The organism is Microbacterium sp. MF43, from assembly GCF_012847295.1.
Taxonomy (GTDB): domain Bacteria; phylum Actinomycetota; class Actinomycetes; order Actinomycetales; family Microbacteriaceae; genus Microbacterium.
In genome coordinates this window covers 170,541-196,091 of sequence record NZ_JABBDY010000002.1, presented here as the reverse complement: position 1 = coordinate 196,091, position 25,551 = coordinate 170,541, and the positions used below count along the sequence as shown (strand labels likewise).

At 70.0% G+C, this 25,551-nt stretch carries 25 protein-coding genes and 1 tRNA gene; 21 read left to right on the top strand and 5 right to left on the bottom strand.

All coding sequences use genetic code 11. From position 1 onward, the window contains the following. The first annotated feature begins 30 nt into the window (after positions 1–30). Together HF323_RS05290 and HF323_RS05285 are read left to right on the top strand one after the other, a co-directional pair. Positions 31–603, top strand: a complete 573-nt coding sequence (locus HF323_RS05290; protein ID WP_169581547.1) for a hypothetical protein — start codon at positions 31–33, stop codon at positions 601–603. Positions 604–1,231: 628 nt separating this feature from the next. Then, positions 1,232–2,389 carry a site-specific integrase gene (locus HF323_RS05285; RefSeq protein ID WP_169581546.1) on the top strand — a complete coding sequence of 386 codons (1,158 nt, stop codon included), beginning with the start codon at positions 1,232–1,234 and terminating at the stop codon, positions 2,387–2,389. Positions 2,390–2,516: 127 nt separating this feature from the next. Here HF323_RS05285 and HF323_RS05280 read toward each other — a convergent pair. Then, a tRNA-Arg gene (locus HF323_RS05280) sits at positions 2,517–2,589 on the bottom strand. 43 nt (positions 2,590–2,632) lie between these two features. Next, the gene (locus HF323_RS05275) at positions 2,633–3,442 is read right to left on the bottom strand and encodes an SGNH/GDSL hydrolase family protein (protein ID WP_169581545.1); all 810 of its coding nucleotides are present in this window, start codon (positions 3,440–3,442) and stop codon (positions 2,633–2,635) included. A 172-nt stretch (positions 3,443–3,614) separates the two neighbouring features. Here HF323_RS05275 and HF323_RS05270 point away from each other — a divergent pair, with 172 nt between their 5' ends. The 11 genes from HF323_RS05270 to HF323_RS05220 all read left to right on the top strand — a co-directional run bounded on the left by HF323_RS05270 (position 3,615) and on the right by HF323_RS05220 (position 16,867). Continuing rightward, positions 3,615–4,457 (top strand): transglutaminase family protein, encoded by an 843-nt coding sequence (locus HF323_RS05270; RefSeq protein WP_169581544.1) that lies wholly within the window; start codon positions 3,615–3,617, stop codon positions 4,455–4,457. Between the two features lie 81 nt (positions 4,458–4,538). Then, the gene (locus HF323_RS05265; protein ID WP_169581543.1) at positions 4,539–6,206 is read left to right on the top strand and encodes an arginine--tRNA ligase; all 1,668 of its coding nucleotides are present in this window, start codon (positions 4,539–4,541) and stop codon (positions 6,204–6,206) included. Between the two features lies 1 nt (position 6,207). Further along, positions 6,208–7,023: a DUF2993 domain-containing protein gene (locus HF323_RS05260; RefSeq protein ID WP_169581542.1), complete on the top strand. Its 816-nt coding sequence runs from the start codon at positions 6,208–6,210 to the stop codon at positions 7,021–7,023. Positions 7,024–7,172: 149 nt separating this feature from the next. Then, complete coding sequence (lysA, locus tag HF323_RS05255; RefSeq protein ID WP_169581541.1) at positions 7,173–8,591, top strand: diaminopimelate decarboxylase; 1,419 nt, start codon at positions 7,173–7,175, stop codon at positions 8,589–8,591. Next, the gene (locus HF323_RS05250) at positions 8,588–9,895 is read left to right on the top strand and encodes a homoserine dehydrogenase (protein ID WP_169581540.1); all 1,308 of its coding nucleotides are present in this window, start codon (positions 8,588–8,590) and stop codon (positions 9,893–9,895) included. The genes lysA and HF323_RS05250 overlap by 4 nt, the downstream gene beginning before the upstream one ends. A 1-nt stretch (position 9,896) precedes the next feature. Continuing rightward, entirely contained in the window at positions 9,897–10,985 is a 1,089-nt protein-coding gene (gene thrC, locus HF323_RS05245) for a threonine synthase (RefSeq protein ID WP_169581539.1), read from the top strand. Beyond that, positions 10,982–11,935 carry a homoserine kinase gene (gene thrB, locus HF323_RS05240; protein WP_169581538.1) on the top strand — a complete coding sequence of 318 codons (954 nt, stop codon included), beginning with the start codon at positions 10,982–10,984 and terminating at the stop codon, positions 11,933–11,935. Before thrC ends, thrB begins: the two co-directional genes overlap by 4 nt. A gap of 180 nt (positions 11,936–12,115) precedes the next feature. Next, a complete protein-coding gene (rho, locus tag HF323_RS05235) occupies positions 12,116–14,185 on the top strand; it encodes a transcription termination factor Rho (RefSeq protein WP_317451001.1) in 2,070 nt (689 codons plus the stop codon). Between the two features lie 6 nt (positions 14,186–14,191). Next, complete coding sequence (gene prfA / locus HF323_RS05230; RefSeq protein WP_169582110.1) at positions 14,192–15,271, top strand: peptide chain release factor 1; 1,080 nt, start codon at positions 14,192–14,194, stop codon at positions 15,269–15,271. A 67-nt stretch (positions 15,272–15,338) separates the two neighbouring features. Then, positions 15,339–15,737, top strand: a complete 399-nt coding sequence (locus HF323_RS05225; RefSeq protein ID WP_169581537.1) for a phage holin family protein — start codon at positions 15,339–15,341, stop codon at positions 15,735–15,737. Between the two features lie 173 nt (positions 15,738–15,910). Then, entirely contained in the window at positions 15,911–16,867 is a 957-nt protein-coding gene (locus HF323_RS05220; RefSeq protein WP_169581536.1) for a hypothetical protein, read from the top strand. Between the two features lie 102 nt (positions 16,868–16,969). On the opposite strand, the gene epsC is transcribed toward HF323_RS05220, so the two are convergent. From epsC to cysK (HF323_RS05205), 3 genes are read right to left on the bottom strand one after another with little or no spacing between them, the layout of a single operon-like run. Beyond that, positions 16,970–17,548, bottom strand: coding sequence for a serine O-acetyltransferase EpsC (epsC, locus tag HF323_RS05215; RefSeq protein WP_348981581.1), 579 nt, complete (start codon positions 17,546–17,548; stop codon positions 16,970–16,972). An 8-nt stretch (positions 17,549–17,556) separates the two neighbouring features. Then, positions 17,557–18,510, bottom strand: coding sequence for a cysteine synthase A (cysK, locus tag HF323_RS05210; RefSeq protein WP_169581534.1), 954 nt, complete (start codon positions 18,508–18,510; stop codon positions 17,557–17,559). A 26-nt stretch (positions 18,511–18,536) separates the two neighbouring features. Continuing rightward, positions 18,537–19,475 carry a cysteine synthase A gene (cysK, locus tag HF323_RS05205; RefSeq protein WP_169581533.1) on the bottom strand — a complete coding sequence of 313 codons (939 nt, stop codon included), beginning with the start codon at positions 19,473–19,475 and terminating at the stop codon, positions 18,537–18,539. Positions 19,476–19,603: 128 nt separating this feature from the next. Here cysK (HF323_RS05205) and prmC point away from each other — a divergent pair, with 128 nt between their 5' ends. The 8 genes from prmC to HF323_RS05165 all read left to right on the top strand — a co-directional run bounded on the left by prmC (position 19,604) and on the right by HF323_RS05165 (position 25,493). Beyond that, the gene (gene prmC, locus HF323_RS05200; protein ID WP_169581532.1) at positions 19,604–20,482 is read left to right on the top strand and encodes a peptide chain release factor N(5)-glutamine methyltransferase; all 879 of its coding nucleotides are present in this window, start codon (positions 19,604–19,606) and stop codon (positions 20,480–20,482) included. 51 nt (positions 20,483–20,533) lie between these two features. Continuing rightward, complete coding sequence (locus tag HF323_RS05195; protein WP_169581531.1) at positions 20,534–21,220, top strand: L-threonylcarbamoyladenylate synthase; 687 nt, start codon at positions 20,534–20,536, stop codon at positions 21,218–21,220. Next, the gene (locus HF323_RS05190; protein ID WP_169581530.1) at positions 21,217–22,386 is read left to right on the top strand and encodes an MraY family glycosyltransferase; all 1,170 of its coding nucleotides are present in this window, start codon (positions 21,217–21,219) and stop codon (positions 22,384–22,386) included. Before HF323_RS05195 ends, HF323_RS05190 begins: the two co-directional genes overlap by 4 nt. Then, positions 22,383–22,898: a hypothetical protein gene (locus tag HF323_RS05185; RefSeq protein ID WP_169581529.1), complete on the top strand. Its 516-nt coding sequence runs from the start codon at positions 22,383–22,385 to the stop codon at positions 22,896–22,898. Before HF323_RS05190 ends, HF323_RS05185 begins: the two co-directional genes overlap by 4 nt. Before the next feature lie 131 nt (positions 22,899–23,029). Next, positions 23,030–23,830 carry a F0F1 ATP synthase subunit A gene (gene atpB, locus HF323_RS05180; RefSeq protein ID WP_188241667.1) on the top strand — a complete coding sequence of 267 codons (801 nt, stop codon included), beginning with the start codon at positions 23,030–23,032 and terminating at the stop codon, positions 23,828–23,830. Positions 23,831–23,876: 46 nt separating this feature from the next. Then, on the top strand, positions 23,877–24,113 hold the full coding sequence (gene atpE, locus HF323_RS05175; protein WP_169581528.1) for an ATP synthase F0 subunit C: 237 nt from the start codon (positions 23,877–23,879) through the stop codon (positions 24,111–24,113). A gap of 28 nt (positions 24,114–24,141) precedes the next feature. Beyond that, complete coding sequence (locus HF323_RS05170; protein ID WP_169581527.1) at positions 24,142–24,702, top strand: F0F1 ATP synthase subunit B; 561 nt, start codon at positions 24,142–24,144, stop codon at positions 24,700–24,702. Next, positions 24,702–25,493, top strand: coding sequence for a F0F1 ATP synthase subunit delta (locus HF323_RS05165; RefSeq protein ID WP_169581526.1), 792 nt, complete (start codon positions 24,702–24,704; stop codon positions 25,491–25,493). The genes HF323_RS05170 and HF323_RS05165 overlap by 1 nt, the downstream gene beginning before the upstream one ends. Positions 25,494–25,551: the final 58 nt, after the last annotated feature.

The window sequence follows — 25,551 nt, the reverse complement described above, 5'->3', positions numbered from 1 at the left end:
GAGTTTCCAACTAGAATGACGACGACAGCCATGGAAGCATTCGAACAGTTCGTGGCGCTCGCGATGGAGTCCGAAGGACTCGTTGTATCGGGCGCGCTCAAGTTCAACGTGCGCCGCAAGACCCGCAAACAGGCGTACGACGAGTACCAGACCCATGGGTTCGAAGTTGACCTCGTCGGTGCTCGCCGAGACAAGCTCGTCCTTGCGACCGTGAAATCGTTTTTCGGCTCCCGTGGTGTAGTGGCCGATCACGTGATTGGCAATGATCCGACCTACTCGAAATGGTATGCGCTTCTGAACCAGCCCGACGTCCGCGAGAGCGTCGTCGAAGGCGCCGCCGAGCGATTCGGATACGACCTTGGCCAAATTGAGATGCGCCTCTACGCTGGACGGTTCTCGACCGCCGCAAGCGAGGCAGCTATTCGGACGTGGGCAGCGGGGCAGGTAATCGGGGGCGGCCCGGTCTCGGTGTTCGACGCAAGCACTGTCGTCAAGACCGTGCGCACAGCAGCCAAATCGAAGCAATACCGTGACAGCGCCGTGCTTGCCACCTTGAAAGTTCTCGACGCGACCGGCTCGTTGAGCCCGGCGCCCAAGAGCTGAGGAGATGCGCGATGGCGCTCACGCCCCAGCCACGGCTTCGCGAGATGATTCTGCTGGTCCTGCGCGACTCACCGGCCCAACGTCGCTCGCGAGGCTCAGTTCTCGACCAACTCGATCACAGGTGGGGTCGCTATTGGACTTCTGACGACCTCAGCACTCCTCGGTCACGACCGTTCGAGACCAAGTGGCGGAACCGGGCGAGCTACGAGAGGGCGAAGATGGTCCGAGAAGGATTGTTAGTAGGAGACGCGGATGGCTCATGGCAGCTGTCAGCCGCCGGGCTGCGGGCCGCCGAGCGGATCAACGATCGCTAGCTTGCACGCTCGTTGCGCTGTGCGTCCGTCCGACAATCAGCCTCCCAGCGCTCGGGCGCGGCGCAGTGCTCGTCGTCGAACGGCTGCTAAGCGACGCGCGCCAGCGCGGAGTCTGCAAGGAGTGAGCGGCGAGAACGGAGGCGCGACCGATCGCTACACTCTCGGCGTCGGAGGGAGGCGCCCCTCGACCCAACGCCAGTTGACGACGTCTTCCGACATCCATCGACATCCGTGATCGATCGCGTTGACGACCCCCGTCCAGTGTCCGACACTGGCCCGATACTGACCGTCAACCCGCATGATCGGAGGTCGAAATGGGCACCATCACGGCATACGAATCGGCGCAGGGCCGTCGCTACCGAGTGCGGTATCGCAAGCCTGATCACTCCCAGACGGACAAGCGCGGCTTCCGCACCAAGCGCGACGCGGAGGAGTTCCTTCACACGGTGGAGCTCTCGAAGGCTCGAGGTTCATATGTCGACCCAGCGCTCGCGCGAGTGAACGTCGAATCCTGGGTGCAGGACTGGCTCAAGAGCCAGGCCCAACTCAAGCCGACGACCTTGGTGGGGTACGAGAGCGCCTTGAGCAAGCACATCATCCCGCGGTGGGGGAGGCGCAGCCTGAGCGACATCGGCTACGCCGAGATCCAGCACTGGATCAGCGACCTGTCGAAGACCCTCGCACCTCAGACCGTCCGCAACATCTACGCCGTCTTCTCGCTCGTCTTCTCCTTCGCCGTCAGGGACGGCCGGCTCGTCCGGAACCCCGCCGAAGGCATCCAGCTGCCGCGCCGCATCAAGGCAAAGCGCGGGTACCTCACCCACGCTCAGGTCCATCGCCTCGCCGACGAGTGCGGCGATTCGCGGACGCTCGTGCTGTTCCTTGCGTACACCGGCCTGCGGTGGGGCGAAGCGGCCGCGCTGCGCGTCCGTGACGTCGAGTTCGCGCGTCTCCGCGTGGAGGTCGCTCGCGCCGTCTCTGAACCGGCGGGCCACATAGTCTTCGGCACGCCCAAGACCCACGCGCGAAGGTCGGTGCCGTTCCCGCAGTTCCTCGTCGACCCGATCGCAGAGGCCTGCGAAGATCGCGAGCCCGACGATCTGCTCTTTCCGTCGCCGAACGGCGACGTCATCCGCGCCGGCAACTTCCGGTCCCGCACCCTCGCCTCGGCAGTGCAGCGAGTGCAGCGGGCCGACCCGAGCTTCCCCAGAGTCACGCCGCACGATCTCCGCCACACTGCGGCCAGCCTTGCGCTGTCGTCGGGCGCGAACATCAAGGCGATCCAGGGCATGCTCGGCCACGCCTCCGCGACGATGACCCTCGACGTCTACGCCGACCTGTTCCCCGACGATCTCGACAGCGTGGCCGCCGCGCTCGACCTCGCCGCGCAGCGTCATCTCGTCACACGCGACGATCCCGCACGCCCGATCCTGCCGACCAATCCCACGCAGGTTGTCGGCTTAGGCAGCTGAGCGCGCGTGCCTGTGGTCGAAGGTCTACAAAACGGATGTGGGCAAAATGTGGGCAAATCGGCCCCGAAATCGTCAACCCCGAACTCGGGCAAAGAAAAAATCCCAGGATGACCTGGGATTTCTCTCGTGCCCCCGACAGGAATCGAACCTGCGACCTTTGGTACCGGAAACCAACGCTCTATCCCCTGAGCTACGGAGGCGTGCCGATCGAGGTTACCACCCCGGCGACCTCGCTCTCGTCGCTCACGGTGTGATGGGCGCCTCGTCCAGGGGAGCGTCGGCGACGACCTCGGTCGGCTCGATCATGCCGGCGACCGCCTCGGCGACCTTGCCGGCGAGGAACGCGTGCCCGGCCGTCGAGGGGTGGTCGCGACCGGTGGGGCCGGTGTCGATCACCGCGGCGTAGTTGTCGGGGCTGATCCAGCCCTCGGCGATGGGGGAGATGTACCACCAGCCGCGGGCTCCAGCGAGGGCCGCGAGGTCGGCGTCGATCTGAGCGGTCGGCGCCTCGACCGGAAGCACCTGGGGCGCTGGCCCGAGGATCACGAACTGCGCCTCGGGATAGAGGGCGACAAGCGAATCCCACACGGCGGTGACGGCATCCTGATACCCCGCCGGATAAAGCCGACGATCGTTGATCGACCCCTCGACGATCACCAGATCGGGATCCAGTGAAGGGTCGAGGGCAGCCACGCGCTCGCCGTACGAGCCGCCGTCGATGCCGGGCTTGAGGTACCCGCTGCCGCGCACGCCGTCGACGGTCACGTTCCACCCGAGCTCGTCCTCGAGACGGTAGGCGAAGCCCAGCGTCGGAACGATGGCGGCGGAGCCGTATACCCACGAATCGCCGAACACGAGAACGTGCGGCTCATCCGGCAGCTGCAGGGTGGCCGGAGCGATCTGCGCCACCACGTTCTGCTCCACCGCGACGGGAGCCGACGGCGTCACCCACGGCCGCCACATGCCGAGCGCGCACACGGCCACGACGGCGAGCGCGGCGCCGATGAGCGGCAGCCACGGACGCCGTTCGCGAAGGCGTCCGGGCGCGGGCATGCACAGAGGGTACGTCACGAATCCGTGTGCTCCGCATCCGCGTCCGAAAGGTGGGGAAACTCCGCGCGAATCCTGAGCCTCGACGCGCTCCCGAAGCTCCGTCGAGCGGCCCCGCCCGCTCCGCGCTCACACGTGCAGAGAGCAGTCACTTCGGCATGCGTAAGATACTCCGGTGCAACGCGTCGTGACCGCCGAACTGGACCTCGAACTGGGGTCATCCGTCGACCTCATCTTCCAGATCACGGCGGCCCAGGGAAACCCCCTCGTGAGCGAGCAGCTGACCTTCACCCAGGGCGACCGCGTCTACACGCCGACCGAGATCGTCGACCAGTCCGGCAGCCGCCTGCACCGCCTTCTCGGAGAGGCCGGACGCCTCGACGTCCGGTACGAAGCCACCGTCGACGGCCACGCCACGACCGGCCGCACCAGCGACCTCGAAGCCATCACCTACCTGCGCCCGAGCCGCTACTGCCAGTCCGACGAGGTCTTCCAGCAGGCCCGCCGCCAGTTCAAGGGACTCTCAGGCCACGACCTCATCGCCGCCGTGTCCGACTTCGTCGCGACGAGCACCACCTACACGCCCGGCCTCAGCCAGGGCACCGACAGCGCCGTCACCACCCTCATGACCGGACAGGGCGTCTGCCGCGACTACGCCCACGTCGTCATCGCCCTCCTGCGCGCCATGGACATGCCCGCCCGCTACACCGCGTGCTTCGCCCCCGGCCTGCAGCCGATGGACTTCCACGCCGTCGCCGAGGCGTACCTCGACGGCGCCTGGTACGTCATCGACGGCACGCGCCTCGCGAATCGCCGCTCGCTCGTCCGCATCGCGACGGGGAGGGATGCCGCAGACTGCGCCTTCCTCAGCTACCACGGCGGCTACGTCGGACTGAAGCGGATGCGCGTCGACGCCTGGGTCGTTCCCGACACGGCGACCCTCGATGGACTGGAGACGCTGCCCGAGGCATCCGATCCGTCGCTCGATGACTTCACCTCGCTGGTGCAGCTGGCCTGAGGGGCGGGCGGGGGCCTGACGCGTTTCGTCTCGCTTCGCTCGCTCAACGACCGGGGGGCGCGCCCGTAGAATGAGCGGGCTATGAATCCCGAAGCCCTCTCCGCCGCCCTGCTCGCCGTCGTCGCCCCGCTCGCCGAGGCCCGACGACCCGGAGCGGCCGAAGGGCTCACCGCCGCCGACCTGCCCCTCGAGCGGCCCAAGAACCGCGACCACGGCGACTGGGCGTCCAACGCCGCCCTCAAGCTCGCGAAGGTCGTCGGCGTCAACCCGCGCGAGTTCGCCGCCGAGATCGCCGACGGACTCGCAGCCGTCGACGGCGTCGCGAGCGTCGAGGTCGCCGGTCCCGGATTCATCAACATCCGACTGGATGCCGCAGCCGCCGGTGCCCTCGCCAAGACCATCGTCGACGCCGGCGCGGCGTTCGGCACCAACGAGTCCCAGCGCGGCAACACGATCAACCTCGAATTCGTCAGTGCCAACCCCACCGGACCGATGCACATCGGCCACACCCGCTGGGCGGCCCTCGGCGACTCGATGGCGCGCCTGCTGCTCGCGAGCGGCGCGACCCTCGTGCGCGAGTTCTACATCAACGACGCCGGCGCCCAGATGGAACGGTTCGGCCGCTCGGTGCTCGCCGCCGCGAAGGGCGAGCCGACTCCCGAGGACGGCTACGCCGGCGGCTACATCGAGGCGCTCGCGCAGCGCGTGCTCGCCGCGCGCCCCGACCTGCTCGAGCTGAGCCCCGACGAGCAGCTCACGACGGCGCGCGACCTCGCGTACGACTTCCAGCTCGGCGAGCTGCAGGTCTCGCTCGAGAGGTTCAACGTCCACTTCGACGTGTGGTTCTCGGAGCGGACGCTCCACGCGAAGGCCTCCGACGGCGGACCGAGCCTCGTCGACGAGGCGGTCGACCGCCTCCGCGAGCAGGGACACGTCTTCGACGAAGACGGCGCCGTCTGGGTGCGCACGACCGACTTCGGCGACGACCGCGACCGCGTCATCCGCCGCTCCAACGGCGAGTACACCTACTTCGCCGCCGACGCCGCGTACTACCTGAGCAAGAGCGACCGCGGCTTCGCGCACAAGATCTACCTGCTCGGAGCCGACCACCACGGCTACGTCCACCGCCTCAAGGCGCTCGCCGGCGCGGCAGGCGACGACCCCGACAAGGACATCGAGGTGCTCATCGGCCAGCTCGTGTCGGTCAACGGCGCGCGCCTGTCCAAGCGCGCGGGCAACATCATCGAGCTCGACGACCTGCGCGAATGGCTCGGCACCGACGCCCTGCGGTACTCGCTCGGCCGCTACCCGGCCGACTCGCCGCTCACTCTCGACCCCGAGATCCTGCAGAAGCGCACCAACGACAACCCCGTCTTCTACGTGCAGTACGCCCACGCGCGCACGCACAACGTGGCGCGCAATGCCGGGGCATCCGGTGTCGACCGCTCCGAGTTCGCACCCGAGCTGCTCTCGCACGAGACGGAGTCGGCGCTCCTCGGCGCACTGCAGGAGTTCCCGCGCATCGTCGCGTTCGCGGCCGAGATGCGCGAGCCGCACCGCGTCGCCCGCTACCTCGAGGAGCTCGCCGGCCTCTACCACCGCTGGTACGACAACTGCCGTGTCATCCCGCTCGGCGACGAACCCGTCGAGGCGGTGCACCGCACGCGGCTGTGGCTCAACGACGCCACCGGCCAGGTGCTCCGCAACGGCCTCGACCTGCTCGGCGTGAGCGCGCCGGAACGGATGTGACATGACCGCCGGCGACGCGTACTCGACCGAACGGCCGCCGGACTGGGAGCCGGCGCCGCGCCGGCGGAAGCGTGCGTGGCCGTGGCTGGTCGCGTTCGGCATCGTGATCGTCCTCGCCATCGTGGCGTGGTTCGCGGCCGAGGCCATCGCCCGCGACCTCGTCACCCGCACGATCCGCACCGAGATCACCGAGCGGCTGTCCCTCCCCGCCGACCACCCGGTCGACGTCGAAGTCCCCGGCGTGCTGATCCCGCAGCTGCTGGGCGGCAGCCTCAACGAGGTGACCGTGTCGTCCCACGACGTGCCGGTCGGCGAGTTCGAGGGCGACGTCACGGTCGTGGCGACCGACGTGCCGATCCAGGAAGGCGTCGACATGGGCGGCGCGACCGCCACCGTCACGCTCGACGAGGCGCAGCTGCAGGCACTGCTCTCGACGATCGACGAGCTCCCCGTCGACACGGTCGCCCTCGCCGAGCCGAACGTCTCGATGAACGCCGAGCTCGAAGTGTTCGGCGTGCGGTTCCCGGTCGGCGTCGAGCTCACGCCGTCGATCGCCGAGGGAGACCTCGTCCTCACCCCGGTCGGGTTCGAGCTCGCGGGTGCCGAGATCGACGCCGCGCAGCTGTCCGACCAGTTCGGCGCGGTCGCCGACGCCGTGGTGCGCGACTGGACCGTCTGCCTCGCGCAGTACATCCCGGCGGGCGTGACCCTCACCGACGTCTCGGTCGACGGCGACTTCCTCGTCGCCGAGGCCGACGTCGACGGCGCGATCGTCACCGACCCGGAACTGCAGGCGAACGGAACCTGCAGCACCTGAGTCGGCGGGTGTCACACATCACGGGGCAGGCATGGGCCGTGCCCTAGACTGCTGAAACCGCCCGGCACGTGAAATCCCGGCCGAGGCATCCGCGCCGATCCGGCCCCCGGACGGCTCAGCGCCGAAGCTCGAATCGATTGGTCCCACCCGTGTCCGCCCCTTCGCAGTCCCGTTCCCTGGCACCGGACTGGCTCGTCGAGCCCGACGACGCCAATGCGCTCGCGCCGCTGGTGTGGCCCGAGAACGCGGAGCGCTCCGACGACGGGGTGCTCTCGCTCGGCGGCATCCCGGTCACGGCCCTGCGCGAGCAGTTCGGCACGCCGCTGTGGATCCTCGACGAGGACGAGGTTCGCGCCCGCGCCCGCCGCACCCTCGACGCGTTCCGCGCCGCGGCCGCCCTCTACGGCGTGCAGGCGCGGGTCTACTACGCCGGCAAGGCCTTCCTCAGCACCGAGGTCGTGCGCTGGGTCACCGACGAAGGACTCGCGGTCGACGTGTGCACCGGCGGCGAGCTGGCCGTCGCCCTCGCCGCCGGAGCCGATCCCGCCCGCCTCGGGTTCCACGGCAACAACAAGAGCGTCGCCGAGCTCGAGGCCGCCGTCGAGGCCGGCATCGGGTCGATCGTCATCGACAGCCTGATCGAGATCGAGCGCCTCGCGGCCATCGTCGACCGTCGCGGCGTCACCCAGTCGGTGCTCCTGCGCGTCAACAGCGGCGTGCACGCCGAGACCCACGACTTCCTGGCGACCGCTCACGAAGACCAGAAGTTCGGTTTCACGCTGACGGATGCCCCGGCCGCCGCCGCCCGCATCCGCGAGCTTCCCGGACTCGAGCTGGTCGGCCTGCACTGCCACATCGGCTCGCAGATCTTCGGCACCGCGGGCTTCGAGGAGTCCGCCTCGCGCATCGTCGAGCTGCACGCCGAGCTGCTTACCGGCGGTGATCTGCCGGTGCTGAACCTCGGCGGCGGCTTCGGGATCGCCTACACGTCGGTCGACGACCCGACGCCCATCGAGGAGCTCGCGGTCGGGATCGCCGACGCCGTCGCGCGGCAGTGCGAGGTGCGGGGCATCCCGGTCCCCAACCTCGCCTTCGAGCCGGGTCGCGCGATCGTCGGCCGCGCCGGCGTGACGCTCTACGAAGTGGGCACGACCAAGCCCGTCGAGATCGGCGAGGGCGCGCAGCGCCTCTACGTCAGCGTCGACGGCGGCATGAGCGACAACGCCCGCCCCGCCCTGTACGGCGCGGAGTTCTCCGCCCGCATCGCGTCGCGCACGAGCGACGCCGCCCCCGCCCTCGTGCGCGTGGTCGGCAAGCACTGCGAGTCGGGTGACGTCGTCGTCGACGCCGAATACCTGCCCGGCGACGTCGCCCCCGGCGACCTGCTCGCCGTCCCGGCCACCGGCGCCTACTGCTTCTCGCTCGCGAGCAACTACAACTACGTCCCCCGCCCGCCCGTCGTGGCGCTGCGCGGGGGAGAGGCCCGCGTCATCGTGCGCGGCGAGACGATCGACGATCTGCTCGCCCGCGACGCCGGCCTCGGCCACCCCACGGAAGGGATCGCATGACGGACTACCGCCGCCTCCGCGTCGCACTGCTGGGTGCGGGTGCCGTCGGCTCTCAGGTCGCTGCGTTGCTGCGCCAGCACGCCGACGAGCTCGCCGACCGCGCCGGTGCCCACCTCGAGCTCGTCGGCATCGCCGTGCGCGACATCGATGCGCCGCGCGAGACCGATCTGCCCCGCGAGCTGCTGACGACCGACGCCGACGCCCTCATCGTGGGCGCCGACATCGTGATCGAGCTCATGGGCGGCATCGAGCCGGCGCGCACCTACCTGCTGCAGGCCATCAACTCGGGCGCCGACGTCGTCACCGCCAACAAGGCGCTCCTCGCGACCCACGGTCCCGAGATCTTCGACGCCGCCGACCAGGTGGGCGCCGAGGTCTACTACGAGGCCGCGGCGGCCGGCGCGATCCCGATCATCCGCCCGCTGCGCGACTCGCTCGCCGGCGACCGCGTGCAGCGCATCATGGGCATCGTCAACGGCACGACGAACTACATCCTCGACCGCATGGACACCGAGGGCGCCGAGTTCGCCGACGTGCTCGCCGACGCCCAGCGCCTCGGGTACGCCGAGGCCGACCCGACCGCCGACGTCGAGGGCTACGACGCCGCGCAGAAGGCGGCGATCCTCGCGAGCCTCGCCTTCCACACGACGGTTCCGCTCGAGGCGGTCCACCGCGAGGGCATCACGGCGATCGACAAGACGATGATGGACGCCGCCCGCCACGCCGGGTACGTCATCAAGCTCCTCGCGGTGTGCGAGCGGTTGACGGATGCCGAGACCGGCGAGTCCATCTCGGTGCGCGTCTACCCGGCTCTCGTCGACCGCGCCCACCCCCTCGCGAGCGTCCACGGCGCGAACAACGCCGTCTTCGTGCAGGCCGAGGCGGCCGGCAACCTCATGTTCTACGGCGCCGGCGCCGGGGGAGTGCAGACCGCGTCCGCCGTGCTCGGCGACGTCGTGTCGGCTGCCCGCCGCCACATCGCCGGCGGAGTCGGCGTCGGCGAATCCACCCTCGCCAACCTGCCCATCGTGCCGGTCGGGCGGGTGACCACGCGCTACCAGATCACGCTCGAGGTCGACGACCAGCCGGGCGTGCTCGCGACCGTGGCCGGCATCCTCAGCGACGGGCGCGTGTCGATCGCGACCGTCGAGCAGACCGTCGCGGGCGAGGACGCCCGCACCGCGCGTCTGGAGATCGGCACACACAAGGCTTTGGAGCAGGACCTCAGCGAGACGGTCGACCGTCTCGCCGCGAGCGGCGTCGTCGAGCGCGTCGTCTCGGTCCTGCGCGTGGAAGGAGACTGACATGGCACACGTCTGGCGCGGAGTCCTGCGCGAGTATGCGGATCGTCTGGGCGTCACGGATGCCTCGACCGTCGTCACCCTGGGCGAGGGCGGCACGCCGCTCCTTCCCGCCCCGGCGCTGTCGCGCCTCACCGGCACCGACGTGTGGGTGAAGTTCGAGGGCATGAACCCGACCGGCTCGTTCAAGGACCGCGGCATGACCGTCGCGGTCTCGCGCGCCATCGAGCACGGTGCGAAGGCCGTCATCTGCGCGTCGACCGGCAACACCTCCGCCTCGGCGGCGGCGTACGCCGCGCACGCCGGCATCACCGCGGCGGTGCTCGTGCCCGAGGGCAAGATCGCGATGGGCAAGCTCAGCCAGGCCGTCGCCCACAACGGGCAGCTCATCCAGATCCGCGGGAACTTCGACGACTGCCTCGAGATCGCGCGCGAGCTCGCCGAGCACTACCCGGTGCACCTGGTCAACTCGGTCAACCCCGACCGCATCGACGGTCAGAAGACCGCCGCCTACGAGGTCGTCGAGCAGCTCGGCGACGCCCCCGACTTCCACTTCATCCCCGTCGGCAACGCCGGCAACTACACCGCCTACACCCGCGGCTATCGCGAAGAGGCCGACGCGGGCGTCTCGACCCGCGTGCCGCGCATGTTCGGATTCCAGGCCGAGGGCTCGGCGCCGCTCGTGCGCGGCGAGGTCGTGAAGAACCCCGAGACGGTGGCCAGCGCGATCCGCATCGGCAACCCGGCGTCGTGGGAGCTCGCACTCGAGGCGCGCCAGGCGACCGACGGCTACTTCGGCGCGATCGACGACACCCGCATCCTCGCCGCCCAGAAGCTGCTCGCGGGCGAGGTCGGCATCTTCGTCGAGCCCGCATCGGCCATCAGCGTCGCGGGTCTGCTCGACCGCGTCGAGGCCGGCGTCGTGCCGCAGGGCGCACGCGTCGTGCTGACGGTCACGGGCCACGGACTGAAGGACCCCCAGTGGGCCCTGCGCAACGCCGACGGCAGCCAGGTCGAGCCGACCGTCGTCGACGCCGCGACGTCGGAGGTGGCATCCGTCCTCGGACTCGCCCCCGTCGGGGCGACCGCGTGAATGCAGCCGTCGTCCCGGCCCCGGGACGCCGTGTCACCGTGCGCGTGCCCGCGACGAGCGCCAACCTCGGACCGGGATTCGACACCCTCGGCCTCGCGCTGAGCGTGTACGACGAGCTCGACGTGACGGCGCTGCCCGAGGGCGAGCTCGAGATCGAGGTCTCGGGCGAGGGCGCCGCCGACGTGCCCCGCGACGCCTCCCACCTCGTGGTGCGCACGATCGCGTACGCGTACGAGTCGGTGGGACGACGGATGCCCGGACTCCGCCTGCACGCCCGCAACGTCATCCCCCACGGCCGCGGTCTGGGCTCGTCGGGTGCGGCCGTGGTCTCGGGGCTGCTCGCGGCGAAGGGCCTGCTCGAAGGCGATGTCGAGCTCGGTCCCGACACGCTGCTGCGACTGGCGACCGAACTCGAAGGGCACCCCGACAACGTCGCCCCCGCCCTGTTCGGCGGGCTGACGATCGCGTGGGTCGACGAGCACGGACCGCAGCACAAGAAGCTCCTCGTGCACCGCGGCGTGTCGCCGCTGGTCTTCGTGCCGGAGTTCACGATGTCGACCGAGGTGGCGCGCAGCCTCCAGCCGCTCCAGGTGCCTCGCGAGGACGCGGTCTTCAACGTCTCGCGCTCGGCGCTCCTCATCGCCGCGCTGACGCAGAGCCCCGAGCTGCTGCAGGCGGCGACCGAGGACAAGCTGCACCAGAACTACCGCGCGAGCGCCATGCCCGAGACCGACAAGCTCGTGCGCGCGCTGCGCGCCGCCGGGTTCGCGGCCGTCGTGTCGGGGGCCGGACCGAGCGTGCTCGTGCTGGCGGACGGCCCGGGACGCCGCCTCGAGGCGGCCGCGCTGGCGGCCTCGGCGACCGACACCCCGTGGGAGGCCCTCATGCTCGCCGTCGACTTCAAGGGTGGTACAGTGAGGGAGTACGCGGAGGGTTCCACGTCATCGTGAATCTGGCCTCCGTCGCAATTCTGCGAACCCCGCACGACCCCCATCCTGCTGACGGTCTCTGAGCACCATCGCGGTACTCACGCCGATCGAAGGTCTTGAGTACGCCAGGGGGAGAGACGCCTGCCGAGCAGAGTGTCCGTGCGAACGTGCATATTCCATTCGTTTGACAAGGGAGAACTCGTGGAGTCCATCTCCGAGATCCATGCTGCCGACGCCGCAGCCGACGAGCGCGCCGAAGCGCCCGAGACGGCCGAGAACGTCGACACCACCACTCAGGTCGAGGCCGAGGCGCCCGCCGCCGAGGCCGCTCCGGCCGACGAGCCGGCCGCCGAAGAGGCGCCCGCGGCTCAGGCCGAGGCTGCTGAGGCCCCGGCCGCCGAGCAGCCGGCTGCCGAGGCACCGGCCACTGAGGCCCCCGCCACTGAGGCCCCCGCCGCTGAGGCCCCCGCCGCTGAGGCCCCCGCCGCTGAGGCCCCCGCCGCTGAGGCCGAGGCGCCCACCGAGAAGCCTGCGAAGGCGCCGCGCAAGCGGGCCCCGCGCCGTGCCAAGAGCACCGACCCCCAGCCCGAGCCCGCTGCCGAGACCGCGGCGCCCGCCGAGGCTCCCGCCGATACGGCCGAGGCTGCGGCCGGCGGCGCGGCCGCCGAGGCGACGACCGACGCTCCGGCCGAGGCGCCCGCCGAGGCCCCCGCCGAGGCCACCACCGACGCTCCGGCTGAAGCCAAGACCGACGCTCCCGCCGAGGAGTCCGCGCCCGCCCAGGGCGAGGCGGCTGCCGAGGCATCCGACTCCGACTCCGCCGAGCAGGCGAACGAGGGTGGCGAGGAGGCGCCGTCGCGCAGCCGCAGCCGCTCGCGCAGCCGCAGCCGCAACCGCAACGGCAACGCGAACGCGAACGCCAACGCGCAGGGCGGCCAGAGCGGCCCGGCGCAGAACGCGCCCAAGGAGCAGGCGCCGGCCGACGCCGACGACGAGCAGCAGCCCGGCGGCCGCAACCGCCAGCGCAACAAGCGTCGCGGGGCGAACCAGGCCGGCGACGAGTTCGAGACCGAGATCGGCGAGGACGACGTCCTGATCCCGATCGCGGGCATCCTCGACGTGCTCGACAACTACGCCTTCGTGCGCACCTCGGGCTACCTGCCCGGCACGAGCGACGTCTACGTCTCGCTCGGCCAGGTCAAGAAGTACAACCTCCGCAAGGGCGACGCCGTCGTCGGTGCGATCAAGCAGCCCCGCGAGGGCGAGCAGTCCAGCCGCCAGAAGTACAACGCGCTGGTCAAGGTCGATGCCATCAACGGCCTGTCGGTCGAGGATGCCGCGACCCGCGTCGAGTTCGGCAAGCTCACGCCGCTCTACCCGCAGGAGCGCCTGCGCCTCGAGACGGCTCCCGAGAAGCTGACGCAGCGCATCATCGACCTCGTGGCGCCGATCGGCAAGGGCCAGCGCGGCCTCATCGTCGCGCCGCCCAAGGCCGGCAAGACGATCGTGCTGCAGCAGATCGCCAACGCCATCGCGACCAACAACCCCGAGGTCCACCTCATGGTCGTGCTCGTCGACGAGCGCCCCGAAGAGGTCACCGACATGCAGCGCACGGTCAAGGGCGAGGTCATCGCCTCGACCTTCGACCGTCCCGCCGAGGACCACACGACGGTCGCCGAGCTCGCCATCGAGCGCGCCAAGCGTCTCGTCGAGCTGGGCCGCGACGTCGTCGTGCTGCTCGACTCGATCACCCGCCTCGGCCGTGCCTACAACATCTCGGCGCCCACCTCGGGCCGCGTGCTCACCGGTGGCGTCGACGCGTCGGCGCTCTACCCGCCGAAGCGCTTCTTCGGCGCCGCGCGCAACATCGAGAACGGCGGATCGCTCACGATCCTCGCAACGGCCCTCGTCGAGACCGGGTCCAAGATGGACGACGTCATCTTCGAGGAGTTCAAGGGCACCGGCAACAGCGAGCTGCGCCTCAACCGTCAGCTCGCCGACAAGCGCATCTTCCCGGCCGTCGACGTCAACGCGTCGTCGACGCGTCGCGAGGAGATGCTCCTGTCGAACGACGAGGTCAAGATCACCTGGAAGCTCCGCCGCGCGCTGGCCGGCCTCGAGCCCCAGCAGGCCCTCGAGGTCGTGCTCGGCAAGCTCAAGGAGACCCAGTCGAACGTCGAGTTCCTCGTGCAGATGCAGAAGTCGATCCCGGCTCCGACCACCGGCCACGGCGGCGGACGCAGCCACGCAGACGACAACAGCATCCGCTGACGCGTGATGTTCGAGTCCGTCAAAGGGCTGATCGAGGAGCACCGCGCCGTTCAGGAGGAGCTCTCCGACCCCGCGGTGCACGCCGATGCGGCGCGCGCCAAGCGGGTCAACCGGCGCTACGCCGAGCTGTCGAGGATCGTCAAGGCGCACGAGGACTGGGTCGCGGCATCCGATGATCTGGAAGCCGCTCGCGAACTCGCGAAAGAGGACGACGCCTTCGCCGAAGAGGTCCCCTCGCTCGAGGCGGGGCTCGCCGAGGCGCAGGAGCGGCTGCGGCGCCTGCTGATCCCGCGGGACCCCGACGACGCGCGCGACGTGATCATGGAGATCAAGCAGGGGGAGGGCGGCGCCGAGTCGGCGCTGTTCGCCGCCGACCTGCTGCGGATGTACCTGCAGTACGCCGCGTCCAAGGGGTGGAAGACCGAGCTCCTCGAGCGCAACGAATCCGACCTCGGCGGGTACAAGGACGTCCAGGTCGCGATCAAGGGGTCGTCGACCGACCCCGCGCAGGGCGTGTGGGCGCACCTCAAGTACGAGGGCGGCGTGCACCGCGTGCAGCGCGTTCCGGCGACCGAGTCGCAGGGACGCATCCACACCTCGACCACGGGCGTGCTCGTCTTCCCCGAGGTCGACGAGCCCGAAGAGATCCACATCGATCCGAACGACCTGAAGATCGACGTCTTCCGCTCGTCGGGCCCCGGCGGTCAGTCGGTCAACACGACGGACTCCGCCGTGCGGATCACGCACGTGCCGACCGGGATCGTCGTGTCGATGCAGAACGAGAAGTCGCAGCTGCAGAACCGCGAGGCCGGCATGCGCGTGCTTCGCGCCCGCCTGCTCGCCAAGCAGCAGGAGGAGCTCGAGGCCGCGGCATCCGACGCCCGCAAATCGCAGATCCGCGGGATGGACCGCTCCGAGCGCATCCGCACGTACAACTTCCCCGAGAACCGCATCGCCGACCACCGCACCGGCTACAAGGCCTACAACCTCGACCAGGTCATGGACGGCGCGCTCGAGCCCCTCATCGAGTCGGCCATCCAGGCTGACGAGGAAGCCCGGCTCGCGGCCCTCGGCGGCGAGGACTGACGCGGTCTGAGCGCGCGGTGGGCGAGGCATCCGTCCTCTGCCGCGTTGGGGGGACTAGCCTGGGCGCGTGCTCACCCTCGTCATCCGTGCGCTGATCTTCCTCGTCTCCGCGTTCCTGGGGCTCATCGCCGCCGACCTGCTCGTGCCCGGGTTCACCCTGCACTGGAACGACTGGTGGGGCGTGCTCCTCGCCGTCGTGATCTTCGCCGTGCTGCAGAGCGTGCTCGCGCCGTGGCTGTTCACCATCACCCGCCGTCACGCCAACGCGTTCCTCGGCGGGATCGGACTGCTCTCGACGTTCGTCGCGCTGCTGATCGCCGTCGTGATCCCCGCCGCCGGGATCGGCATCGACGGACCCCTCGCGTGGATCCTCGGCACGCTCGTCGTGTGGCTGGTCACGGCGCTCGCCACCTGGCTGCTCCCGCCGCTGCTGATCAAGAAGAAGGTCGACCAGCGCCGCGACTGAGCGGCTCCTCCCCAGCCCTGCGGCTGCTGAACGCCCACGACCGTTTCGTCTGTACGAAACCGATGCTCAGCGGCGGAGAGGGCGTCGTTTTCGTACAGACGAGCGCGGGCTAGGAGCGCTCGGGCTTGTGGAAGGCGCGCACCGCCGCTCCGGGCGTGCGCCAGGGTGGTCGGATGCCTCGCATCGCCGTCCCGCCGAGTCTCGGCGGCTCCTTCCGTGTCGCGGACGCCCTCGCGGCGGGGATGGGGGAGGGGCGACTGCGCGGATCCGACCTCGAGCGGCTCACTCACGGGACACGGACCCTCGTCCGCGGGGCGACCCCGATGCTCGACGGATGGGAGAGGCGCCGACTCGAGCTGCAGAAGCGCGTCGTCGGTTACCTACCGGCGATGCCGCCAGACGCCTTCTTCGTCGGACCGACCGCGGCAGCCCTCCACGGTCTGCCGCTCCCGCCCACCCCGGCTCAGCCGCTCCATGTCGGAGTGCCGTATCCGCGGAGTGCGCCTCGTCGTCGCGGGGTGGTGGGTGTGCAGGTCCTCCCACGGATGTTCCGTACCACCCGCGTCGACGGGGTGCCGCTGACAGACGTAGCGACGACGTGGGCGATGCTCGGAGGACATCTCGGGCTCAACGATCTCGTCGCCGTCGCTGATGCGATCATCCGTGTGCCGCGGCATCCGGGCGTTGCACGGCCATCGACGAAGGGACCGCTCGGGACGCGGGAAGAGCTCGAGGCCGCCCTCGTCGCCGGACGTCGACGTGGAGCGGCGATCCTCCGCGCGGCACTGGAACGGGCCCGCGACGGCGCATCCTCGCGGCCGGAGTCATGGTTGCGACTGGTGCTCGTCGACGGCGGCCTGCCCGAGCCCGCACTCGACTACGACGTCCTCGACGATCATGGGCGATGGCTCGGCTGCTCCGAGCTCGCCTATCCGGATCGACGAGTGGCTGTGGAGTACGAGAGCGACGGGCACCTCACGCGAAAGCAGCTGGAGCGCGACATCGACAAGTACACCGCGTACAGCGCCGCCGGCTGGCGCACGATCCGCCTGACGGGTTCGCACGTCTTCGTGGTCCCGCGCGAAGCAGTTCGGCGCGTGCGCGTGGCTCTCGAGAGTTCGTCTGTGTGAAGTCGACGCTCATTGAGCGCTGCAGGGTCGGTTTCGTAGAGATGAGTCCACCGGCGGGGCCGGCGCTGAGCGGTCGGGTGCCCCGGGGCCGGAGCGCCCGCGTCAGATGTGGTACTCGGGGTACTCGGGGGTGGTGAGCAGGGCGCGGGTGTCTTCGCCGTCTCGGCGGCCGCGGGGCTTGGCCGGCACGCCGACCAGGACGCTGTCGGGCGGGGCGTCCTTCGTGACGACGGCGTTCGCTCCCACGAGCGAGCCCGCGCCCACGGTGATGGGTCCGAGGATCTTCGCGCCGGCTCCGACGGCGACGCCGTCTTCGATGGTCGGATGCCTCTTCCCGCCCTCACGCTGACGACCGCCGAGCGTCACACCGTGGTAGAGCATGACGTCGTCGCCGACCTCGGCCGTCTCGCCGATGACGACGCCCATGCCGTGGTCGATGAAGAACCGGCGGCCGATCGTCGCACCCGGGTGGATCTCGATGCCCGTGAGCCAGCGGGTGATCTGCGAGCCCGCGCGCGCGACGAACCGCACGCGACGCACCCACAGCGCGTGCCACAGGCGGTGCGCCCAGATGGCGTGCAGGCCGGGGTACAGGAGGGCGATCTCGAGGCCGCTCCGCGCCGCGGGGTCGCGCAGGCGCGCGGCCACCACGTCCTCCTGCAGGCGTGCGAAGAAGCCGATGCGCTCGCTCATGACGCGGCCTTCTCGGGTTCGCGGAGGTGCTCGTAGAGGGCCGTCGACAGGTACCGTTCACCGGAGTCGGGCACGATCACGACGATGCGCTTGCCGGCCGCCTCGGGGCGGGCCGCGATCTCGAGCGCCGCCCACACGGCGGCGCCGGCCGACATGCCCGCGAGGATGCCCTCCGACGTCGCCAGCTCGCGCGCGACGCGGATGGCGTCGTCGAACTCGACGTCGAAGATCTCGTCGATCACGGATCGGTCCAGCACCGACGGCACGAAGTTCGGCCCGATGCCCTGGATGCGGTGACCGCCCGCGCGGCCCTCCGACAGCATGGGGGAGTCCTTCGGCTCGACGACCACCACCCGCACGTCGGGGTTGCGCTGCTTGAGCACCTGCCCGACCCCGGTGATGGTGCCGCCCGTTCCCGAGCCGGCGACGAAGTAGTCCACGCGCCCCTCGGTGTCGCGCCAGATCTCCTCGGCGGTCGTCCGGCGGTGGATCTCGGCGTTCGCCTCGTGCTCGAACTGGCGCGCCAGGATCGCTCCGGGGGTCGCCTCGACGATGCGCTGCGCTTCGGCGACCGCCTCCGTCATCCCCTTGTAGGGGTCGGTGAGGACGAGCTCTGCGCCGTAGGCCTTGAGCAGCGTCCGGCGCTCCTTCGACATCGAGGCGGGCATCGTGAGGATGACCTTGTAGCCGCGCGCCGCGCCGATGAGCGCCAGTGCGATGCCGGTGTTGCCGCTCGTGGACTCGACGATCGTGCCGCCGGGCTGGAGTTCGCCGGACTTCTCGGCCGCCGCGATGAGCGCATAGCCCAGGCGGTCCTTGACGCTCGAGCCCGGGTTGTAGAACTCGAGCTTGACGAGCACCTCGGCGCCGAGGCCCTCGGTGAGGGAGTTGAGCCTCACGAGGGGCGTCTCGCCGAAGGCGGTGGAGATGTCGGAGTGGATTCCTGGCACGGAGCGCCTTTCTGGAGCGGTGTGGCTCAATCCTCTCGCAGGTTCTCGAAAAGCGCCGTCGACAGGTAGCGCTCGCCGAAGGACGGGATGATCACGACGATGTTCTTGCCCTCGGCCTCGGGACGCGCCGCGACCTGCAGGGCGGCCCAGACGGCGGCACCGGACGAGATGCCGACGAGGATGCCGTCCTTCGTGCCGACGGCGCGCGCGGTCTCGATCGCGTCGGCGAACTCCACGTCGATGACCTCGTCGATGACGCCCTGGTCGAGGATCGGGGGCACGAAGTTCGGGCCGATGCCCTGGATCTTGTGGGGTCCGGGCGTGCCCTTGGTGAGCAGCGGAGAGTCCGCGGGCTCGACCGCGATGACCTTCGCGCCGGGGACGCGCTCCTTGAGCACCTGGCCGACGCCCGTGATGGTGCCGCCGGTGCCGATGCCGGCGACGAAGTAGTCGACCTGGCCGTCGGTGTCGCGGAGGATCTCCTCGGCGGTGGTCTTGCGGTGGATCTCGACGTTCGCCTGGTTCTCGAACTGGCGGGCGAGGACGGCGCCCGGGATCTCGGCGAGGATCTCGTCGGCCTTCGCGAGGGCGCCCTTCATGCCGCCGGCGGGGTCGGTGAGCACGAGCTCGGCGCCGTAGCCCTTGAGCAGCAGGCGGCGCTCGATCGACATCGAGGACGGCATGGCGAGGACGACGCGGTAGCCGCGGGCCGCCCCGACCATCGCGAGGGCGATGCCGGTGTTGCCGCTCGTGGCCTCGACGATGGTGCCGCCGGGCTTGAGCTCGCCGGAGGCCTCGGCGGCGTCGACGATGGCGATGCCGAGGCGGTCCTTGACGCTCGAGGCCGGGTTGTAGAACTCGAGCTTCGCGAGAACGTTGCCGCCGACGCCCTCCGCGATGCGGTTGAGGCGCACGAGCGGGGTGTTCCCGAAGGCGGAGGTGATGTCGGGGTGGATGCCGGTCATGTCGGCCCTTTCGAGAGAAGACGTCAGCGGGTGGAAACAGCCTAGGGGGAGGCGTTTGACGTGAGTCCTTGTGTGACGAAGTGCTGGCCCCGGCCCGCTACCCTGGCGGGCTTAGGCTGGACGGGCCCATGGCTGCACTCGACCCGACCCCCTCCGTCTCCGGCGCGCTCCGGCGCGCCGTCGCCCGCCTCTCCGACGTGGGCGTGCCCGATCCCGACGTCGATGCCGAGCTGCTCCTCGCATTCGTGCTCGACACGGGGCGCGGAGGAGTGCAGGCGGCGGTCGTGAGGGGCGATGCGATGTCCGAGACGGATGCCGCGCGCTTCGCCGCCGTGGTCGAGCGGCGCGCGACCCGCGAGCCGCTGCAGCACATCACCGGGCTCGCGCCGTTCCGCCACCTCGAGCTGCGGGTCGGCCCGGGGGTGTTCGTTCCCCGGCCCGAGACCGAGATGGTCGCACAGCTCGCCATCGACGCGCTGCGTGCCGCGGCATCCCCCGCCCCCGTCGCCGTGGATCTCGGGACCGGAAGCGGCGCGATCGCCCTCGCGATGGCCACCGAGGTCCCGCACGCGCGGGTGTTCGCCGCGGAGAACTCCGTCGACGCCTTCGTGTGGACCACCGAGAACTTCGCCCGCACCGGCGCCGACAACGCCACGCTCGCCTTCATCGATCTGGCCCGCGCGTTCCCCGAGCTCGACGGGACGGTGTCGGTGGTCGCGTCGAATCCGCCGTATGTGCCGGATGCCGCGATCCCCCGCGACCCGGAGGTGAGGTTCTTCGATCCGCCGGCGGCGCTGTACGGCGGAGAGGACGGCCTCGACGTCGTGCGCGTCCTGAGCGGGGTCGGCCTGCGGCTCGCGCACCCCGGCGGGACGATCGTGATCGAGCACGGCGAGTGGCAGGGCGAGGCGATCCGCCAGATCCTGACGGCCGACGGATGGCGCGCGGCCGCGACCCACCCCGACCTCACGATGAGGGATCGCGCGACCACGGCGATCCGTCCCTGAGCGCCGGTTCGCAGCATCCGTCCACGACCTCGCAATTAGACTGTGCGCGACATGTCCCCGATCTTCGACTGCCGTGATGAGGCGCAGCTGCTGTCCGGAATGCGCAACGCGCGTCAGGCCATCGGCCGCGGCGAGCTCGTCGTCATCCCCACCGACACCGTGTACGGCGTGGCCGCCGACGCATTCAGCGCGAACGCCGTCCAGCGGCTCCTCGACGCGAAGGGACGCACGCGGCAGATGCCCCCGCCCGTGCTGGTCGCCGGCGTCGCGACGCTGAGGGCGCTCGTCGCCGAGGTGCCCGAGCCTGTGGACCGCCTGGTCGAGAGGTTCTGGCCGGGCGGCCTGACCATCGTGCTGCCGGCACAGCCGTCGCTTTCGTGGGATCTCGGAGAGACCCGGGGCACGGTCGCCGTGCGCATGCCCGCGCACCGCATCGCCCTCGAGCTGCTCGAGGAGACCGGCCCGCTCGCGGTGTCGAGCGCCAACCTCACCGGCAGGGCCGCGGCCATCAGCGCGGAGGATGCCGAGCAGATGCTCGGCGAGAGCGTCGCGGTGTACCTCGCCGACGGTCTGTCGAGCAACGGCGTCGCCTCGACGATCATCGATGCGACGAGCCTCGTGGGTGACGGCGAGTCGCTCGTCCGGGTGCTGCGCGACGGGGCGGTCTCGCGCGCCGAGCTCCGCGAGGTGCTCGGCGAGCTGCTGGAGCCCGACCCCGAAGACCCGAGCTCCTCGTGAAGCAGTACGTCTTCACGATCCTCTTCACCGCGGCTGTCACCTTCGCGCTGGCGTGGACCGTCTGGCGGCTGAGTCTCAAGTACAAGCTCTACCCGGGCATCCGCGAGCGGGACGTCCACAAGACCCCCACGCCCCGGCTCGGCGGAGTCGCGATGTTCCTGGGCGTGGTCGCCGCATTCCTGGTGTCGTCGCAGCATCCGTTCTTCGCCATCATCTGGAGCGAGCCGGTGCAGGTGTGGGCGATCCTCGGCGCGACGTTCCTCATCGTGCTGGTCGGCGTCGCCGATGACCTGTGGGACCTCGACTGGATGATCAAGCTCGGCGCGCAGTTCCTCGCCGCCGGCATCATCGCGTGGTTCGGCGAGCTGCAGATCTACTCGCTGCCGATCGGCGGCATCGCGATGGGGTCGAGCTGGATGAGCTTCACGCTCACCGTCTTCTCGATCGTCGTCGTCATGAACGCCGTCAACTTCATCGACGGCCTCGACGGGCTCGTCGCCGGGGTGTGCCTCATCGCCAACGGCGTGTTCTTCGCCTACTCCTACATGCTCGCGCGCGACACCGGAGCGAGCTCGTACTTCAATCTCGCGTCGTTCATCGCCGCAGTGCTCATCGGCGTGTGCGCGGGCTTCCTGCCGCTGAACTGGAAGCCGGCGAAGCTCTTCATGGGAGACTCCGGCGCCCTCATGCTGGGGCTCCTCATGGCGTGCTCGGCGATCGCCGTGACCAGCAGCATCACGCCGGCGATGGTCGGCGACAACGACGAGTTCGGCCGCTCGCAGCTGCTGGGCGCCTTCATCCCGATCCTGCTGCCGGTCGTCATCGTGCTGCTGCCGCTGCTCGACTTCGGGCTGGCCGTCGTCCGGCGCATGAGCAAGGGCAAGTCGCCCTTCTCTCCCGACCGCAAGCACCTGCACCACCGCATGCTCGACATGGGCCACTCCGATCTCGGGGCCGTGCTCATCTTCTACGCCTGGACGACGATCGTGAGCCTCTCCGTGCTGCTGATGTACATCGGCACGTCCGAGGGATGGCCCGGCGACTACCTGCTCGGCGTCGCGTTCGGCGTCGTCGGCGCCGGTGCCTGCCTCGTCGTGACCCTTCTGCCCTCGCGCCGCTCCGCGCAGGCATCCGCCCCCGATCCCGTCCTGGAGGACGCCCGATGAGCCCCAACCCCGTCTCGAGCACGCCGATCCTGCGCACCGTCCTGGTGTGGGGGAGCATCGTCGCCGGTGCCCTCGCGGTGATCGGAGGGGTGATCGGATACCTCGTCGCCGGCACCGACGGGCTGTGGAGCGCGCTGGCGGGAGTCGTGATCGCGGCGCTGTTCCTCGGCATCACCGTCGCCAGCATCCTCATCGCCAACCGCTGGTACGGCGACCCGCTCTACGTGCCGATCTTCTTCGGCATCGTGCTCGGCGGCTGGATCCTGAAGTTCGTCGTGTTCCTGGTGCTGCTGTTCGTGCTCCGCGGACAGCCGTGGGTCGAGCCGACCGTGTTCTTCCTCGCCCTCGTCGCCAGCGTGCTCGCCTCGCTCGCGGTGGACGTGCTCGTGCTCCTGCGCATGCGGGTGCCGCACGTGAGCGACGTGCAGCTGCCGACCGATCCGGACGAGGGGGACCGACGCGAGGACGGACCGCAGCGTCCGGGCGCGGATTCCGGCGCCCCTCAAGTTTGATAGGCTGATCTCGCGCCCGCCCATGCTCGCTCTGCGAGCCCTTGCGGAGTGACGCTCACCGACCATCGTCGCAACGGTTCTCGACCGATGCCCCGAAGCTGGAGCCAGCGCTGACTACTCAAGCTGCGACCCTGATCGCCCCCCTTGCCGCGGATGCTCCGCCGGAATTCCACGGTCCCTCGATCGTCGAGTTCTTCCCGGAGATCCTCTTCACGCCGTTCGGCATCGAGGCGCTGTCGATCCACCGCATCCACCTGATCCAGTTCCTCGCGACGATCGCTGTGGTCCTCATCTTCTGGCTGGGCACGCGCCGCATGAAGGTGGTGCCGGGCCGGTTCCAGAGCCTCGTCGAGATGGGCCTCGACTTCGTCCGCGTGAACATCGGCGAGGACCTCCTCGGCAAGAAGGACGCCCAGCGCTTCCTGCCGATCCTCACGACGCTCTTCTTCATGATCCTGTTCATGAACATCACCGGCATCATCCCCGGTCTGAACATCGCCGGCACGAGCATCATCGCGGTTCCGCTCACCCTCGCGATCGTGAGCTACGTCACCTTCATCTACGCCGGCATCAAGAAGAGCCCGAAGAACTTCTTCAAGAACTCGCTGTTCCCCTCGGGCGTGCCGTGGCCGATCTACATCATCGTCACGCCGATCGAGCTCATCTCGACCTTCATCATCCGTCCCGTCACGCTGACGCTGCGACTCCTCATGAACATGATGGTCGGCCACCTCCTGCTGGTGCTCTTCTTCGCCGCCACGCAGTTCTTCATCTTCGACCTGGGCGGATGGTGGTCGATCCTCGGCGCCGGCAGCCTCGCGTTCGGCTTCGTCTTCACCCTGTTCGAGATCCTGGTGGCTGTCCTCCAGGCCTACGTCTTCGCCCTTCTCACCGCGGTCTACATCCAGCTCGCGGTCGCCGAAGAGCACTGATACGGGACGACCGGAAGGTCGCCCACAACCGAAAGGAAACACCCCCGTGGACGCAACTACGGTTCTCGCCGAGGTCACCGGCTCCGTCGCTACCGTCGGTTACGGCCTTGCCGCGATCGGCCCGGCCATCGGCGTGGGCATCGTCGTCGGCAAGACGATCGAGGGCGTGGCGCGCCAGCCCGAGCTCGCCGGCCGCCTGCAGGTGCTCATGTGGATCGGTATCGCCTTCACCGAGGCGCTCGCCTTCATCGGCATCGCCACCGGCTTCATCTTCGGCTTCTGATCGCAATCTCTCGACCTAAGGAGACAGGATGCTGAACGCTCTTGTCACGTACGCCGCGGAGGAAGGGGAGTCCTACAACCCCCTTCTGCCCGCCACGTACGACATCGTGTGGTCGGCGGTCTGCTTCGTCGTCATCCTCATCATCTTCTGGCGGGTCGCCCTGCCCCGGATGAAGAAGCTGCTCGACGAGCGCTCCGCTGCGATCGAGGGCAACATCGCCAAGGCCGACGAGGCCCAGCGCAAGGCCGAGGCCGCGCTCGAGGAGTACACGGCTCAGCTGGCCGACGCCCGTAAGGAAGCCGGTGAGATCCGCGACGCCGCCCGCGAGGACGGCAAGAAGATCGTCGCCGAGGCAAAGGAGACCGCTGCCGCCGAGGCCGCGCGTCTGACCAGCACCGCTCACGCCCAGATCGAGGCAGAGCGCCAGTCCGCGCTCGTGTCGCTGCGCAGCGAGGTGGGCTCGCTCGCCCTCGACCTCGCCGGCGGCGTGATCGGCGAGACGCTGTCCGACGACAAGAAGGCTCAGGCCGTCGTCGACCGCTTCCTGGCCGAGCTCGAGGCATCCGAGGCAGAGAAGGCGTCGAAGTAATGGGCAGCGCGACCACTCAGGCCCTCGCGGCGACGACGATGGCGCTCGACGCCGCGTCGGGCGTCGACCTCGACGTGGCCGGCGAGCTGTTCGCCGCCGCACGCGCCGTGGGCGACTCGTCGCAGCTGAGCGGCGCGCTCGCCGACTCCGCCGCGCCCGTCGAGGCCCGCCGCAACGTCGTGGCGGCGGTCTTCGGCAAGGCGGTCAAGCCCGCGACGGTGTCGCTTCTGACGACGGCCGTCGAGCAGCGCTGGTCCTCGGCGTCGGAGCTCGTGGATGGCATCGAAGAGCTCGCGGTCCGCGCGGCCTCGATCGCCGAGCCCGAAGCCGACGTCGAGGCGGAGCTCTTCCGCTTCTCGCGCACGGTCGCCGAGAACTCCGAGCTCGAGCTCGCGCTCGGCAGCCGCCTCGGCGACTCCTCCGTGAAGGGCGCGCTCGTCGAGAAGCTCCTCGTCGGTCGTGCGAGCCGCTCCACCACGCTGATCGTGGCCTCGCTCGTGCAGCAGACCCGCGAGCGCCGCGTGCGCCAGCTGCTGTCGCGGGCGATCAAGCTCGTCGCCGACCAGCGCGGGCGCAAGGTCGCCACGGTCTACGCCGCGACGCCGCTGAGCGCCGCCCAGACCGAGCGTCTCGCCGATGCGCTCTCGAAGCGGTACGGCACCGCCGTGTCGCTGAGCACCGTGGTCGACCCCACCGTGGTGGGCGGGCTGCGCGTGCAGATCGCCGACGACGTGATCGACGCGAGCGTGTCGTCCCGGCTGGCGGACCTCCGCCAGCGACTCGCCGGCTAAAAGTCTTCCCGCCGCCAGGCGGAGGTTTCGGGGCCGAGGCCCCATGAACGAAGGAAAA

Bases quoted from the DNA above. Each gene is read 5' to 3' on its own strand.
- HF323_RS05185 (WP_169581529.1), top strand. From the start codon at position 22,383: ATGAGCCCCAACCCCGTCTCGAGCACGCCGATCCTGCGCACCGTCCTG.
- thrC (WP_169581539.1), top strand. From the start codon at position 9,897: ATGGCACACGTCTGGCGCGGAGTCCTGCGCGAGTATGCGGATCGTCTG.
- prmC (WP_169581532.1), top strand. From the start codon at position 19,604: ATGGCTGCACTCGACCCGACCCCCTCCGTCTCCGGCGCGCTCCGGCGC.
- HF323_RS05250 (WP_169581540.1), top strand. From the start codon at position 8,588: ATGACGGACTACCGCCGCCTCCGCGTCGCACTGCTGGGTGCGGGTGCC.
- cysK (WP_169581533.1), bottom strand. From the start codon at position 19,475: ATGACCGGCATCCACCCCGACATCACCTCCGCCTTCGGGAACACCCCG.
- HF323_RS05260 (WP_169581542.1), top strand. From the start codon at position 6,208: ATGACCGCCGGCGACGCGTACTCGACCGAACGGCCGCCGGACTGGGAG.
- HF323_RS05195 (WP_169581531.1), top strand. From the start codon at position 20,534: ATGTCCCCGATCTTCGACTGCCGTGATGAGGCGCAGCTGCTGTCCGGA.
- prfA (WP_169582110.1), top strand. From the start codon at position 14,192: ATGTTCGAGTCCGTCAAAGGGCTGATCGAGGAGCACCGCGCCGTTCAG.
- HF323_RS05290 (WP_169581547.1), top strand. From the start codon at position 31: ATGGAAGCATTCGAACAGTTCGTGGCGCTCGCGATGGAGTCCGAAGGA.
- HF323_RS05220 (WP_169581536.1), top strand. From the start codon at position 15,911: ATGCCTCGCATCGCCGTCCCGCCGAGTCTCGGCGGCTCCTTCCGTGTC.
- HF323_RS05170 (WP_169581527.1), top strand. From the start codon at position 24,142: ATGCTGAACGCTCTTGTCACGTACGCCGCGGAGGAAGGGGAGTCCTAC.
- HF323_RS05275 (WP_169581545.1), bottom strand. From the start codon at position 3,442: ATGCCCGCGCCCGGACGCCTTCGCGAACGGCGTCCGTGGCTGCCGCTC.
- HF323_RS05265 (WP_169581543.1), top strand. From the start codon at position 4,539: ATGAATCCCGAAGCCCTCTCCGCCGCCCTGCTCGCCGTCGTCGCCCCG.
- HF323_RS05165 (WP_169581526.1), top strand. From the start codon at position 24,702: ATGGGCAGCGCGACCACTCAGGCCCTCGCGGCGACGACGATGGCGCTC.
- HF323_RS05285 (WP_169581546.1), top strand. From the start codon at position 1,232: ATGGGCACCATCACGGCATACGAATCGGCGCAGGGCCGTCGCTACCGA.